Annotated in this window: 12 protein-coding genes; 6 read left to right on the plus strand and 6 right to left on the minus strand. The window is 70.4% G+C overall.

Annotated features, from left to right (window positions below):
- Positions 1-4 precede the first annotated feature (4 nt).
- The 6 genes from ACRDNQ_RS04400 (at position 5) to ACRDNQ_RS04425 (ending at position 6,598) form a co-directional block, all read left to right on the plus strand.
- Positions 5-919: a sugar phosphate isomerase/epimerase family protein gene (locus ACRDNQ_RS04400; protein WP_431827413.1), complete on the plus strand. Its 915-nt coding sequence runs from the start codon at positions 5-7 to the stop codon at positions 917-919.
- A gap of 58 nt (positions 920-977) precedes the next feature.
- Positions 978-2,015 (plus strand): ABC transporter substrate-binding protein, encoded by a 1,038-nt coding sequence (locus ACRDNQ_RS04405; protein WP_431827414.1) that lies wholly within the window; start codon positions 978-980, stop codon positions 2,013-2,015.
- A 70-nt stretch (positions 2,016-2,085) separates the two neighbouring features.
- Positions 2,086-3,570, plus strand: coding sequence for a sugar ABC transporter ATP-binding protein (locus tag ACRDNQ_RS04410; protein ID WP_431827415.1), 1,485 nt, complete (start codon positions 2,086-2,088; stop codon positions 3,568-3,570).
- Positions 3,567-4,508, plus strand: coding sequence for an ABC transporter permease (locus tag ACRDNQ_RS04415; RefSeq protein WP_431827416.1), 942 nt, complete (start codon positions 3,567-3,569; stop codon positions 4,506-4,508). Before ACRDNQ_RS04410 ends, ACRDNQ_RS04415 begins: the two co-directional genes overlap by 4 nt.
- Positions 4,505-5,512, plus strand: a complete 1,008-nt coding sequence (locus tag ACRDNQ_RS04420) for an ABC transporter permease (RefSeq protein ID WP_431827417.1) — start codon at positions 4,505-4,507, stop codon at positions 5,510-5,512. The genes ACRDNQ_RS04415 and ACRDNQ_RS04420 overlap by 4 nt, the downstream gene beginning before the upstream one ends.
- 9 nt (positions 5,513-5,521) lie before the next feature.
- On the plus strand, positions 5,522-6,598 hold the full coding sequence (locus tag ACRDNQ_RS04425; protein WP_431827418.1) for a Gfo/Idh/MocA family protein: 1,077 nt from the start codon (positions 5,522-5,524) through the stop codon (positions 6,596-6,598).
- Positions 6,599-6,769: 171 nt separating this feature from the next.
- On the opposite strand, the gene ACRDNQ_RS04430 is transcribed toward ACRDNQ_RS04425, so the two are convergent.
- The 6 genes from ACRDNQ_RS04430 to ACRDNQ_RS04455 form a co-directional block, all read right to left on the minus strand.
- Positions 6,770-8,650, minus strand: coding sequence for a heavy metal translocating P-type ATPase (locus ACRDNQ_RS04430; RefSeq protein ID WP_431827419.1), 1,881 nt, complete (start codon positions 8,648-8,650; stop codon positions 6,770-6,772).
- A gap of 13 nt (positions 8,651-8,663) precedes the next feature.
- Positions 8,664-9,635 carry an FAD:protein FMN transferase gene (locus tag ACRDNQ_RS04435; RefSeq protein WP_431827420.1) on the minus strand — a complete coding sequence of 324 codons (972 nt, stop codon included), beginning with the start codon at positions 9,633-9,635 and terminating at the stop codon, positions 8,664-8,666.
- Positions 9,616-11,823 carry a PepSY domain-containing protein gene (locus tag ACRDNQ_RS04440; protein WP_431827421.1) on the minus strand — a complete coding sequence of 736 codons (2,208 nt, stop codon included), beginning with the start codon at positions 11,821-11,823 and terminating at the stop codon, positions 9,616-9,618. The genes ACRDNQ_RS04435 and ACRDNQ_RS04440 overlap by 20 nt, the downstream gene beginning before the upstream one ends.
- Before the next feature lie 11 nt (positions 11,824-11,834).
- Positions 11,835-12,305 (minus strand): DUF2271 domain-containing protein, encoded by a 471-nt coding sequence (locus ACRDNQ_RS04445; protein ID WP_431827422.1) that lies wholly within the window; start codon positions 12,303-12,305, stop codon positions 11,835-11,837.
- A 69-nt stretch (positions 12,306-12,374) separates the two neighbouring features.
- Complete coding sequence (locus ACRDNQ_RS04450) at positions 12,375-12,761, minus strand: hypothetical protein (RefSeq protein ID WP_431827423.1); 387 nt, start codon at positions 12,759-12,761, stop codon at positions 12,375-12,377.
- A gap of 248 nt (positions 12,762-13,009) precedes the next feature.
- Positions 13,010-13,336, minus strand: coding sequence for a PepSY domain-containing protein (locus ACRDNQ_RS04455; protein WP_431827424.1), 327 nt, complete (start codon positions 13,334-13,336; stop codon positions 13,010-13,012).
- Positions 13,337-13,473 lie beyond the last annotated feature (137 nt).

The raw sequence follows: 13,473 nt of genomic DNA on the forward strand, positions 1-13,473 counted from the left end.
AGGGATGAAACTGGGATTGCTGACGGCCCCCTTCGAGGCGACGCCCCTGATGGAAGTGGCCGACTGGGCCGGCGCGAACGGGTTCTCGGCGATGGAGATCGCCTGCTGGCCCGCCTCGGGTGGCGAGAGACGGCGCTATGCCGGGACCAGCCACATCGACGTGGACGGGCTGACGACGTCGCACGGCGCCGAGATCGTGGCGGGCCTTGCCGCGCGCGGGATCGAGATTTCCGCCCTCGGCTATTATCCCAACCCGCTGCACGCCGACGCCGCGCATCGCGACGCGGTGATCGGGCATCTGAAGAAGGTCATCACCGCGGCGGGCGTGATGGGCGTGAGGGTCGTCAACACCTTCGTCGGCGGCGACCGGACGCTGAACGTGGACGAGAACTGGAAGCGCGCGCAGACGATCTTCGCCCCCGTCGTGGCCCATGCCCGCGACGCGGGCGTGACGCTTTGCTTCGAGAACTGCCCGATGATCTTCAGCCACGACGAGTGGCCGGGCGGACACAACATCGCCCACAGCCCGAAGATCTGGCGCCGCATCTTCGACGAATGGGGCGACGCGGTCGGCATGAACTTCGACCCCTCGCACCTGGTCTGGCAATTCATCGACCAGGCCCGCTTCATCAAGGAATTCGGGCCGCGCATGGCCCATGTCCATGCCAAGGACGTCATGATCGACCGTGACGGGCTTTACGAGAACGGCGTGATGTCGGTCGGCATGGGCTGGCAGGTGCCCCGCCTTTGCGGCCTGGGCGACGTGGACTGGCCGGGCTTCTTCTCGGGCCTCTACCGCGCCGGCTACGACGGGCCCGTCATCATCGAGCACGAGGACCGCCTGTTCGAAGGCACCGACGAGAAGATCAAGCGCGGCTTCTGCCTGGCGCGCGACGTTCTTGCCCCGTTCATCAAGTGAAGAAGGGCCCCAAGGCCCCGGACTGCAACCTACTGGAACCCGATAGAGAGGACTGACCATGACAAGACTTCTGACAGGCGCCGCGGCGCTGATGATGAGCGTGGCGCTGGCGCCCGCGGCCTTCGCCGAGGCCCATGGCGGCTATGTGATCGGCGTGTCGAACACCGTTCAGGGCAATGGCTGGCGCGAAGAGATGATCTGCGCCATGCGCGCCCAGGCGCTGGTCGAGCCCGACGTGACCAGCCTGATCGTGGCGCACCGCAACACCGACAGCGCGGGCCAGCTCGAGGACATCAACAACCTGATCGAGGCCGGCGTGAACGCGATCGTGCTGAACCCGTCGAACCCCGACGCGCTGAACTCGGCGCTCGAGGCGGCGATGGCGCAGGGCATCGTCGTGGTCGCGGTCGACGCGGGCGTGACGGTCGATGGGGCGTACATCCTGTCGAACAATCAGGAGGAATACGCCTATCTCGGCGCGCGCTGGCTGTTCGAGCAACTCGGCGGCGAGGGTGACGTGGTCTACATGCGCGGCATCGCCGGCGTGTCGGCCGACACCGACCGCGACAACGGCTTCCGCCGGGCGCTGGCCGAGTTTCCCGGCATCAACGTGGTCCACGAGGTCTTCACCGGCTGGCAGCAGGACCAGGGCAAGCAGCAGATGTTCGACTTCCTCGCCACCGGCATTCCCTTCGATGGGGTGTGGACCTCGGGCATCGACAACGTGATCGTCGACGCCTTCGTCGAAAGCGGCGCGCCGCTGGTGCCGATCGTGGGTGCGGACAACGCGGGCTTCGTCGGCCAGCTGTCTTCCGTCGAGGGGCTGATGGGCGCGGCCGTGACCAACCCCGGCTCGGTCGGTGGCGCAGGGATCGCGCTGGCGGTCGACATCCTGAACGGCAATGCCCCCGACAGCAACGTGGTCCTGGTCGATCCCGTGCTGTGGGAGAACACCACCGAGGAAGGCCGCGCGACGCTGGCCGCGGCGCAGAACCCCAACCTCGATCCCGAATGGCCGGTCTCGGTCTCGATCCCTGGCTGGACCGACTACACGATGGAGCAGATCATCGCCTGCAAGGGACCCGGCGAGGGTTGATCCCATCCGCTCCGGCCCCCGCTTCTCCCCGGGGGCCGGGGTTTCTCGGGCAGTCAACGACAAGAGCCAGATGACCGACATTCCCCTTCTCGAAGCCACCGGCGTCGCCAAGAGCTTTGGCGCCGTGCGCGCCCTGACCGATGCCCGGCTGACGGTCGGGCGCGGCGAAGTGGTGGCGCTGATGGGGGCGAACGGCGCAGGGAAATCCACCTTCGTGAAGATCCTGACCGGCGCGCTCAGGCCCGACGCCGGGACCATCATGATCGCAGGCCGCGCGGCGCGCGTGGGCTCGCCCGCCACCGCCCGGAGGTCCGGCCTTGTCCCGGTCTACCAGGAACCCTCGCTGATCCCCGACCTCGACGTGGCCGACAACCTGCGCCTTGGCGACACGCCGGTCGGCGCCTTCCGCGACTGGGTGGCGGAACTGGGGATCGAGGGCTTGCGCCTGTCCGACATGATCTCGGCCCTGCCGCTTGCCACGCTGCGCATCCTTGACCTTGCCCGCGCGCTGGCGGCCGAGCCCGACGTGCTCTTGCTGGACGAAATGACCGCCGCCCTCCCCACGGACCTGGTCGAGCGGGTGCTGACGGTGGTGCGCGCCCGTGCCGACGACGGGATGGGCGTGATCTACGTCTCGCACCGATTTGCCGAGATCTCCCGGCTTTGCGACCGCGCCACCGTGCTGCGCGACGGTCGCAGCGTCGGCGACCTGAAGATCGAACCGGGGGTCGAGGAACGCGCGGTCGAGCTGATGCTGGGCGAGCACCTGACCCTCGGCGCCCGGCAGGTGCCGGCGACGGCGCAAGCGCGCTCTGGCACGCCGCGCCTGTCGGTCCGGGGTCTTGCGGCGCTGCCCAAGCTGACGGATGTGTCCTTCGACCTGCACGCCGGCGAGGTGCTGGGCGTGGTGGCGCTCGAGGGGCAGGGCCAGGACGAGTTGTTCGACGTGCTGGCCGGCTTCCGAAAGGCCACCGCGGGCCGGATCGCGCTTGACGGCCGCCCCGTCGCCTTCGCCCATCCCGCCGAGGCCATCGCCAGGGGCATCACCTATGTCCCCGGCAACCGCGCCGAAGCCTTGATGCCGCAGCGCTCGGTGCGCGAGAACATTGCGCTGCCGTTCTCGGCCCGGATGCGCAACTGGGGGCCGCTGCGCCTGCGGTACGAGGCCGCGCGCGTGGCCCATGCCATCGAGCGGCTGCAGATCGACACCCGCGCCCAGGGCGAGGTGCAGCGTCTCTCGGGCGGAAACCAGCAGAAGGTCACGATCGGCCGCTGGCTGGCCACCGGGGTCGAGACGCTGCTGCTTTTCGACCCGACCCGGGGCATCGACGTGCGCACCAAGCGCCAGATCTACCCGCTGGTCCGCGAGCTGGCAGAGCAAGGCGCGGCGGTGCTGTTCTACACCTCGGAGCTGGCCGAGGTCGCGCTGGCCTGCGACCGGGCCATCGTCATCTTCGGCGGCCGGGTGGTCGACGTGATCGACGGGGCGCAGGCGGACGAGCCAACGCTGATGCGCGCGGCCTACGGCCTGACCGCCCGCGAGGCGGTGGCGTGACCGCGTTCCTGCGCAAGCATGCCTGGGTGATCGGGCTGGCGGTGCTGCTTCTGCTGCTTCTGGGCGTCACGCGGATGATCCAGCCGAATTTCGGCGCCTCGGGTCTTGAAAGCCTTGCGCGCGCGGCGCTGCCCTTCGTCTTCGCCACGGCGGGGATGACCGTGGTGGTGATCGTCGGCGGCATCGACCTGTCGGTCGCCTCGATCATGGCGGTGGCCGCCGTGCTGGCGGCGACCCTGATGGAGCGGATGGCGGGGGTGCCGGCCGTGCTGATCGTGCTGGCGGCGGGCCTGGCCATGGGGCTGATCAACGGGGCGCTGATCGTGCTCAGCCGGGTGCCCGACATCGTGGTGACGCTTGCCATGCTCTTCGTGTGGGAGGGCGTCGCCCTCCTGATCATGGAGACCCCGGGCGGTTCGGTCACGGGCTGGCTGAGCGCGGCGACGCGCGGCTCGTTCGGGATCGACCTGCTGCCGCAGGCGCTGGTCATCACGGTGGTCTGCATCGCGCTGGTCTGGGTGCCGATCCGACGGTCGAAGCTGGGCCTGTCGATCTATGCCACCGGCTCGGACGAGCTTGCGGCCTTCCGTTCTGGCGTCGCGGTGGGGCGCACGCGGATCATCGCCTACGGCATCTGCGGCCTGTTCTGCGCCATGGGCGGGCTCAGCCTTGCCGCGCTGACCGGCATCGGCGAGCCCGTGCCCGGTCCCTACCTGATGGCGTCGGTCGCCGCCGTGGTGCTGGGCGGCGTGGTGCTGGGCGGCGGGAAGGGGGGAATTCTCGGCCCCATCATCGCGGTGTTCATCCTCAGGATCATCCGCACGATCCTGACGCTGCTTGCGGTCGACCCCAACGTGACCACCATCATCGAGGGGGTGATCATGGTCGGCGTCGTCATGCTCGGGACGGCGCTTACGCTGCGGGAGGCGCGCCGATGAGCACGACCGACACCGATCCGCCCCTTGTCCGCTTCGGGCGCCTGCTGCGCGACAATCCGATCATCCCGCTGATCGTCTTCCTTGTGCTGCTCATCGCCGTGCTCGAGGTGATGCGCCCCGGCATCGTCATGCCCGTGCGGATCGGGCGCGACGGGCTTGTCTCCAGCTTCTGGCTGGGCAACCTGATCAAGTTCGCCATCCCCTTGGCGATGCTGGCCGCCTGCCAGGTCCTGACCATGCTGACGGGCGGCATCGACCTGAGCGTGGGCGTGGTGGCCACCGTCTCGGCCTTCGTCTGCGCGACGCTCAGTTCGATCTGGGGCGTGCCGCAGGCCGTCCTCGTGGCGCTGGCCTGCGGTCTGGCGGTCGGGGTCGTGAACGGGATCGGCGTCGGCATCGTGCGGGTGCACCCGCTGATCATGACGCTTGGCACCGGGCTGATCGCCACGGGCTGCCTCCAGGTCTATCAGCGGACCGTCATCAATGCGGGCACCAGGATTCCCGACTTCCTCGAATGGCTGGGCACGGGGCGGACACTGGGGATGCCGAACGGCCTGATCCTGTTCATCCCCTTCGCGCTGTTCATACTTGCGCTCATGCGCTTCACGGGCTTCGGCCGGACGCTGTTCGCGCTGGGCTCGAACGAGAAGGCGGCGAAGCTGTCGGGCGTGAAATCCTGGCAGGTGCTGATCGCGCTCTACGCGCTGTCGGGGCTGATCGCGGCGATCACGGGGCTTCTCTATCTGGGCATGATCCGGGCGCCGTCGCTGAGCCTTGCCAACCCGCTGCTGCTGCCCTCTGTCGCCGCGGCGGTGATCGGTGGAACCTCGATCTTCGGCGGGCGCGGCAGTTTCGCGGGCGCCATCGTCGGCGCGCTGATCTTGCGGGTGCTCGACACCATGCTGACGCTCTTGCAGATGCCCGAGGGCGCGCGCACCGCCCTGTTCGGGCTTATCATCCTGACCGTGACGGCCCTTTACGTCCGCATCACGGGCTCACGCTAGGGAGGGGACATGGCGAAATTTCGCATCGTCGGCATCAGCTTCGACCACATGCACATGGGCGACCTCCTGCGCCTTGTTCACGAACATCCCGACGCCGAGATCGCGGGGCTCTTCGATCCCGATCTCGCCAAGATGCATTCTGTCGCGGGCAAGTTCGGCCTGGCCGCCGATCGCTATTTCACGGATTTCGACGCCTGCATGGCGGCGGGGCCCTATGACATGGCGATCCTCTGTGCGGCCACCGCCGATCACGCCGACTTCGTCGAGCGCCTTGCCCCCCATGGCGTTCATGTCTTCGTGGAAAAGCCCTTCGCCGCCAGCGTGGCCGACGCCCGTCGCATGATCGCGGCGATGGCGGGCACCGGCAGGCAGATGGCGATCAACTGGCCCCTGCGGTGGGTGGAAAGCCACGTCACGGCGAAACGCCTGATCGACGACGGCATGATCGGGGACCTGCGCGAGGTGCATTACTACGACGGCAACCGCGGGCCGCTTTTCCATCTTGCCGACAAGGTCGAGGTGAGCCCGGAAGAGGTCGAACGGCAGAAGCCCGGCAGCTGGTGGTACAAGCGCGCCGCGGGCGGCGGATCGCTGCTTGACTACATGGGCTACGGCGCCACGCTCGGCACCTGGTTCATGGGCGGCGAGGCGCCGCTCGAGGTGACCTGCACCGTCGATCACACCCCCGGGATCGAGGTCGATCAGCATGCCATCGCCGTCTGCCGCTATGCCCGCGGCCTTAGCAAGATGGAAACCCGCTGGGGCACCTTCACCGACCCCTGGACGACCCAGCCGCAGCCGACCTGCGGCTTCACCTTCGTCGGAAGCGACGGCACCATCGCCTCGCCCGACTACGCACGCACGGTGACGGTGCAGACACGCGCCCGCCCCGAGCGCCACGAGATCGCCGTCGACCCGCTGAAACCCGGCGAACGCAACGCGATCGAGTATGTGCTGGGCTGCCTTGCGCGCGGCGAGCGCGTGGGCGGCCCGCTCGATCCCGCGCTGTGCCTGACCGGGCAGCGCATCGTCGATACCGCCGCCCTGTCGGCCCGGACGAAGCGCACCGTGGATCTTGTCCCCTGACCGGCGGCGCGAGGGGCCCCTGGCCCTTTGGCGGGACGCCGGGTCGGACGGGCGCAGACCCTGCGGACGGACATGCCGTCCGACGATCATCGGCAGCACGACGCCCACGATTGCGACCGCACAGGGTCCGATCGACAGCCAGCTGTCGAAAAGCGGTGCTGGGCGGCGTCGTCACGTCGCCGACGCGGGGGACAGCGCGCCCGCGGTCGTGGCCTCGGCCGGGTTGATGCGCAGCGCACGAAGCGCGTTCAGGATCACGGCGACGTCGATGACCTCTTGCAGCAGCGCACCCTGCACGGGCGTCAGATAGCCGAAGGCCGCCGCGACCATGCCAAGCACCGACAGGCCGATCCCGGCCACCACGCTTTCCACCGCGATCCGGCGCGAGCGCCGCGCGATCTCGATGCCGGGTCCCAGCCTGTCGATCCGGTCGACAAGCAGCACCACGTCGGCCGCCTCGGCGGACGCCGCCGCCCCGCGTGCGCCCATCGCCACGCCCACGTCCGCGGCGGCCAGCGCGGGCGCGTCGTTGACCCCGTCGCCCACCATCATCACCGGGCCGTTCTTGCGCTCGGTCAGCACAAGCAGGACCTTCTGGTCCGGCGTCAGGCCCGCGCGAAGCCCGTCAAGGCCCAGCCCTTCGGTCACGTGCTCGGCGACGTTGGCGCGGTCTCCGGTGGCCAGCAGGATGCGCGCGATCCCCTCGCGGCGAAGCCCGTCAAGCATCGCGCCCGCGCCCTCGCGCAGCGGATCGGACATCACCAGATGACCCGCCAACCGGCCGTCGATCGCGACCGCGACAAGAACCGATCCCGCCGCCATCGCGGGGTGGTCGCCCGATTGCCGGCCGACGCGCTTTGCGACGAAGCCTTCGCCGCCGACGATCACCGTGCGCCCATCGACGCGGCCCACGACCCCTTCGCCGGGGATCTCGGCCACCTCCGACGGCACGGGCAGGGCGAAACCCCGCGCCTTCGCGGCCGCGACGATGGCCTGGGCGACGGGGTGTTTCGAGGCCTGATCCAGCGCGGCGGCAAGGCGCAGGATCTCTGCTTCGCCCACGCCGTCGTGGCTGTCGATCGACACGATCTGCGGGCGGCCGTCGGTCAGGGTCCCGGTCTTGTCGAGGATAAGCGTACGGATGCGCGCCATCGTCTCGAGCGGGCCGGCGCCCTTGATGAGAACGCCGAAATGGGCCGCGCGCGACAGGCCCGCGACAAGCGCCACGGGCACGGCAAGGATCAACGGGCAGGGCGTGGCCACCACCAGGACCGCGACGGCGCGGATCGGGTCGCCGGTGGCCCACCAGGCGGCGGTGGCGATGGTCAGCGTGACGGCCAGAAACCCAAGCGACCAGCGGTCGGCCAGCCGCGACATCGGCGCCTTGGACCGCTGGGCCTGCTCGACCAGACGGACGATCCCGGCATAGGTGCTTTCGGCGGCACGATGGGTCGCGACAAGGTCGAAGGCCTCGCCCGCGTTGGTCGACCCGCTCATGGCGTCGGCCCCGCGCGCCAGACGGACGGGAAGGGATTCGCCGGTCAGCGCCGAGGTGTCGAGGAACGCCAGATCGGCGGCCACCGTGCCGTCCACCGGCACCACGTCGCCCTGCCGGATCAGCAACCGGTCGCCGGGCGCAAGCGCGTCAAGCGGCACCTCCTCGAGCCCGCCGTTGCGGTGGCGGGTGGCGATGCGGGGAACGCGGGACAAAAGCGCGTGCATCTCGCGCCGGGCGCGGCCTTCGGCGAAGCTTTCCAGGAAGGTGCCGCCGGAATACATCACCGCGACGACCGCCGCCGCCAGGGTCTCGCCGAAGGTCAGCGCCGCGGTCATCGACAGCGCCGCGACGATGTCGAGCCCCACCTCGCCGCGCCCGATGCTGCGCAGGATCTCCACCACAAGCGCCACAAGGGCAGGCGTCACGCCCGCGAACCAGGCAAGGTCCGCAAGGCGGTCCTGGCCGGCCACGCGAAGCGCAAGCCCGGTGACCAGGCCGATCACCGCCAGAAGCAGGATCGCCGTCTTGAAACGATCCGCGCCGGTGTGGTCCATGCGTCCTACCTCCTCATGGCAGGGGGGCGGGCGCCGGCGCGGCCGAGAACAGCCGGCCGATCCCCACGCGCCGCGTGCCGCCGTCACCATCGCGCATAAGGAACATCGCGTCGAGCGCCCGCTCGTCCGCAAGCGCCGCGCCCTTCTCGGGTCCAAGCACCATCAGCGCCGTGGCCCATGCGTCGGCCTCGGCGCAGGTTCGGGCGACGACGCTGACCGAGGCGGGCGACGCAAGAAGCGGCGCGCCCCGGCTCGGGTCCATCGTGTGCGACAGGCGGCGGCCCCCGACCTCGACCCAGTGGCGGTAGTCGCCCGAGGTCGCCACGGCGGCGTCCTGAAGCGCAAGGATCGACTGCGGCGCCCGGCGGTCACGGTCCGGCGCCTCGACCGCGATGGTCCAGGGTTGCCCGTCCGGCCGCAGGCCGATCGCGCGCATCTCGCCGTCAACCCCGACCAGCCCCGCGTCGATGCCCTGCGCGGCCAAGGTCAGGGCCAGCCGGTCGACGCCATGGCCCTTGGCGATCCCGTTGAGGTCCAGTGCCACGGGAGCCAGCTTGCGGACCCGGGTCCCGTCGATCTCGAGCGCGTCCCCGGCCGGCACGCGATCCGCTGCCATGGCACGGCGGATGCGGCCGGGATCGGCCGCCGCGGGCCCAAAGCCCCAGGCGGCCACCGCGTCGCCCATGCCGATCTCGAAGGCCCCGCCCGAGGCGCGCCCGATACCGATCCCGAGGCGCAGCACCTCGGCCAGACCTTCGGGCACCGCCACCCAGACGCCGACCGGTGCCGCGTTGAGGCGCATCAGGTCGCTTTCGGCCCGCCAGGTCGACATCTGCGCGTCCACCTCGTCGACAGCGGACTGGAGCGCCGCACGCAGGCGCGCGGGATCGACGCCCGGTCCGGTGAAGACCAGCGTCGTCCAGCGCGTGCCCATCGTCGGACCGTTCAAGGCATGGCGCACCAGGTCAGTAGACGTCCTCGACATAGCGTCCCTCCAGCTTCAGCGCCGCGGGCGTAAGGCCCGAGGGCGCAAGGATTTCGGCCAGCGCCTCGGTCACGCCCGCCGCCATGTCGCGCCCGCCGCAGACCATGACGCGGGCGCCATCGCGGATCAGGTCCGCAACCTGCGCCGCATCCCCGCGCAGGGCGTCCTGCACGTAATGCGGCCGCGCCCCGCGCGACACCGCCGTGACCAGTCGGGACAGCCGCCCCTCGGCCTGCCAGCCGGGCAGTTCCTCGCCATAGAAGAAGTCGCTGCCGGCATGACGCATCCCGAAATACAGGTGGATGGGCCGCCGCGCCGCGTTGCCGCGCACGAAGCCTGAAAGCGGGCCGATCCCGGTGCCGGCCCCGATCAGGATCAGCGGCGCGCGGCCCCGTCCGGGGTGGAAGTCCGGGTTGCGACGCAGGAAGGCGGTGACGGTCTGACCGGGCTCGAGCGCGGTGAGCTGGCCGGAACAAAGGCCGCCGGCCTGCTTTCGGACCACGATCTCGACGAAACCGTCACGGCGCGCCGAGGCAAGCGAATAGAGCCGTGGCACAGGGCTGCCTTCGGGCAGGATGCCGATCAGGTCGCCCGCCTCGAACCGGGCGAAGCCCGCGCCTGTCAGACGCTGCCAGAGCGTCGCGCGGGGCAGGGCGAAGCGCAGGATCGCGGTCGGGGCCTGCACCTCGGCGCCGTAGTCCCGGCGCGAGATCAGCGTCAGGTCTTCGGTCGGAGGCAATGCGGGCCGGTGGACAAGCTCAAGCGCGATGCCCATCGCCTGACCCAGCGCCCGGCCCCAGCGCGCGAAGTCCTGCGGCGACTGCCGGTCGACCGTGGCAGGGGGCAGAATCCTGGCCCACCCCTTGGCCTTGGCCGCCTGGACGACGGCCTCGGCGAAGGCGCAAAAGGCCGGAAAGCTCCGGTCGCCGAACCCCAGAACGGCCAATGGTGCGTCGGGCGCGCGGTCGGAGGCCGCCAGACGGTCGAGAAAGCCCCGGGCCGAGGCCGGCGCCGCGCCGTCGCCATAGGTCGCGGCCAGCACGATGATCCGGTCCGCACGGACGTAGCGCTCTGGCGCGAAGGCCGACATCGGGGCCGTGTGCACGCTTTGCCCGGCCGCGGTCAGGGCGGCATGCAGCGTCGCGGCGAAGCCCCAGGTGCTGCCGCCCTCGCTTCCGACAAGGACAATCGTTTCGGCCTGACCGGCGGGCCGGTTCGCCTTCAGGCGTGGCCGGCCGCGCCGCCCAGCGCGCCAGGTCAGCAGGCCCGTGGCCCCCAGCGCGGGCACCCCCAGCGCCATCAGCCCCAGGACAAGGCCAAGCGTCGCCGCACCCTGTCCGGTGTGCAGCATGTAGACGGTTTCCGAGACCCGCGCCCACCCGGTCGGATCGGCCCAGGCCAGCAGCGTGCCGTCGCCCTGGTCGAGATACCCGGTCCCGCGGTCGGTCTTCAGCGTGAAGACGTCGGTCGCGTCGCCGGGATAGGGAAAGGTCAGCTCGCGCAGCTGGGCGACGGGGACCTGCGCCAAGGCGTCCATCCCGCCGGGCGCCAGGCCCGTCGCGCCGCTGACCTGCGTGGGCAGGGCCGGCGGGGCCCCGCCGTCGGGAAGCAGCTCGAAGGTAGAGGCCGACATCCAGAGGGCCGTCACGGACGACAGTAGAAGGCCACCCACGGCCAGCCGGGCGGTCTCGACATGAATCCGCCCGGCCAGCGGGCCCCGCAGCGGCGCGACCCAGCGCAGCCAGCCGCCCGCGCGCCGCGCGACCAGCGCCGCGCCCGACAGCGACAGCACCAGCATCGCCGCTGCCGCACCGGCCATGGCGACGCGACCGCCGTCGCCCAGAAACAGCGACCTGTGAAGGGTCGTGAGCCAGCGCTCGACCGGGTTGGGGTCGGCCGAGGCCACGCCCTGACCGGTGGCAGGGTCGATCACGGCCGCGCCCGGCGCGCCCTGACCGAACCAATAGGCCGTGATCCGCCCCGAGGGGGCGCGCCGGATCTGCTCGACGCCCGGGTAGGCCGCCTGGATGCGTCCGGCAAGCGTCGCGACCGTGAGATCGGCCCCGGCCTGAGGCGCGGTCAGCCGGTCGGCCATCGGAAAGACCGACAGCGCCGCACCGCTAAGCGCAAGGACGATCAGAAGCGCCAGGGCGAGAAGACCCGGCCAGCGATGGAGTGCGCGGATCATCGCCCCGGTCCCTACATATCGTAGGCGAAGCTGGCGACGTAGCGGCGGCCGTTCACGGCCTTGCCCGCGCCCTCGGTCGTCAGCGGCACGGCCACCTCGTTCGGGCTGTCGCGCATGTCCTCGACGGCGGCGTCAATGTGGAGCGTGTAGCCTGCATCGAACAGTGCGTCGGCCAGGTCGAGCGTGATCTCGAGGGTCCGCCCCGCGCCGACGCTGGCCCCGGTGATGCCGTTGATCTGCGCCGGATCTCCGCCCGCGGCGCGATACCAGTCGGTCAGGTGTTCATAATACTTCGACTTGCCCCCGGCCATCCAGAGGCTGCCCACATAGGCGCCCGCGACGTCGGTGACGTAAAGCGCCAGATAGGCGCCGTCGCCGCCGTAGGCGTTGAGTGTCGTGGTCAGCGTCACCGGCCGGGCCATGGCAAGGCCCGGAAGCGTGAGCGCGGTGGTCAGCGCAAGCGTTGCGAGAAGCGGTTTCATCGGATCTGTCCTCCGCGGGTAGGGATGAGGGTTGAACGCGGCGGGCCCGGATGTCCGCCGCGGCGGGGCTCAGTTCACCTGAACCTGCGGCGGCGCGCCGGTGCCGAAGAGCCCGTTCTGCGGAGGCGCCATCGTGCCGGCGGGTGCGGGGTTGCCCGCCCCGGTCCGGCATCCGCCGTCGTCGTCATCATCGTCTTCGTCGTCACACTCGTCGTCGCCATCATCGTCATCGTCATCGTCATCGTCGTCATCGCGCTGCGCGCTGGCGCGCCAGCCGTGGTCGTCATCGTCGTCGTCGCTGGCAAGGATCACGGGCAGGGGCTGCGCGCCGTCCTCGGCCAGCACGATCCCGGTGCGGGGGCTGCCGTCCGAGGCGTGCAAGGCGCTGAACGCCGGAACGCCCAGGGCGGCGGTCAGGGCGGTCGTCGCGACGAGAACCGTCAGGGTCTTCTTCATGGCAGGGGTCTCCTTTCGTCTGCTCGACTCCAGATGGACAGCGAACCTGAGCGCTTCCTGACCGCGCCGCCGATCCCGCTTCAGCTTGCCGTCAGGAAAAGAAAGGCCCCGCCCGGGGATGGGGCGGGGCCAGGTGAGGCCGACGGGACGATCGGCCTAGGAACGGCATTGTCCGAGGTGGTCCGCCGGGCAGTACGACGCCGGTGGTCAGGTGTCGGCGGTCAGGTGTCGGCGGTCAGGCGTGGTGCTCAGTCGTCGTCGTCGCCGTGGCCGTCGCTGTCGCGGTCCGGCGAAGGGTGGTCCTCGCCGTCCTCGTAGTCGATCTCGATCACCTGAAGCGTGCCGGGGTGGAGCGTCACCTCGATCCGCCGGCCCTCCGCGTCGCTGCCGTCGATCTCGTAGCAGCCGTCGTCGATCTTGATCCGGCGCACGGTCCAGCCGGTCTCGGCGGCAAGGCGGGCGACGGCTTCGCGCGGTTGCCAGTCGGCCATCGGCACGAAGCAGTCGTCGTCGGCGCGCGCGGCCGTCGCAGAGATCAGGGCGAGAAAGCCAAGGATTGTCAGTGTCTTCTTCATGGGCCAGACTCCTCACCACGGCCATGCCGACCTGATGCATGCGCGCTGAAGCTGACGGCAGCCTGAAGCTTGGGGATGCGCCGCGTCAGCCTCGCGTCAGGCAAGGGGATGATCCATGGGCCATCGGGGAAGGACAC

Source organism: Saliniferula longa (assembly GCF_050789285.1).
Taxonomy (GTDB): Bacteria; Pseudomonadota; Alphaproteobacteria; order Rhodobacterales; family Rhodobacteraceae; genus CAVPWP01.

Coding starts and splice junctions, on each gene's coding strand:
- ACRDNQ_RS04400 (WP_431827413.1), top strand. CDS start 5: ATGAAACTGGGATTGCTGACGGCCCCCTTCGAGGCGACGCCCCTGATG.
- ACRDNQ_RS04455 (WP_431827424.1), bottom strand. CDS start 13,336: ATGAAGAAGACACTGACAATCCTTGGCTTTCTCGCCCTGATCTCTGCG.
- ACRDNQ_RS04410 (WP_431827415.1), top strand. CDS start 2,086: ATGACCGACATTCCCCTTCTCGAAGCCACCGGCGTCGCCAAGAGCTTT.
- ACRDNQ_RS04435 (WP_431827420.1), bottom strand. CDS start 9,635: ATGTCGAGGACGTCTACTGACCTGGTGCGCCATGCCTTGAACGGTCCG.
- ACRDNQ_RS04430 (WP_431827419.1), bottom strand. CDS start 8,650: ATGGACCACACCGGCGCGGATCGTTTCAAGACGGCGATCCTGCTTCTG.
- ACRDNQ_RS04425 (WP_431827418.1), top strand. CDS start 5,522: ATGGCGAAATTTCGCATCGTCGGCATCAGCTTCGACCACATGCACATG.
- ACRDNQ_RS04445 (WP_431827422.1), bottom strand. CDS start 12,305: ATGAAACCGCTTCTCGCAACGCTTGCGCTGACCACCGCGCTCACGCTT.
- ACRDNQ_RS04450 (WP_431827423.1), bottom strand. CDS start 12,761: ATGAAGAAGACCCTGACGGTTCTCGTCGCGACGACCGCCCTGACCGCC.
- ACRDNQ_RS04420 (WP_431827417.1), top strand. CDS start 4,505: ATGAGCACGACCGACACCGATCCGCCCCTTGTCCGCTTCGGGCGCCTG.
- ACRDNQ_RS04405 (WP_431827414.1), top strand. CDS start 978: ATGACAAGACTTCTGACAGGCGCCGCGGCGCTGATGATGAGCGTGGCG.
- ACRDNQ_RS04440 (WP_431827421.1), bottom strand. CDS start 11,823: ATGATCCGCGCACTCCATCGCTGGCCGGGTCTTCTCGCCCTGGCGCTT.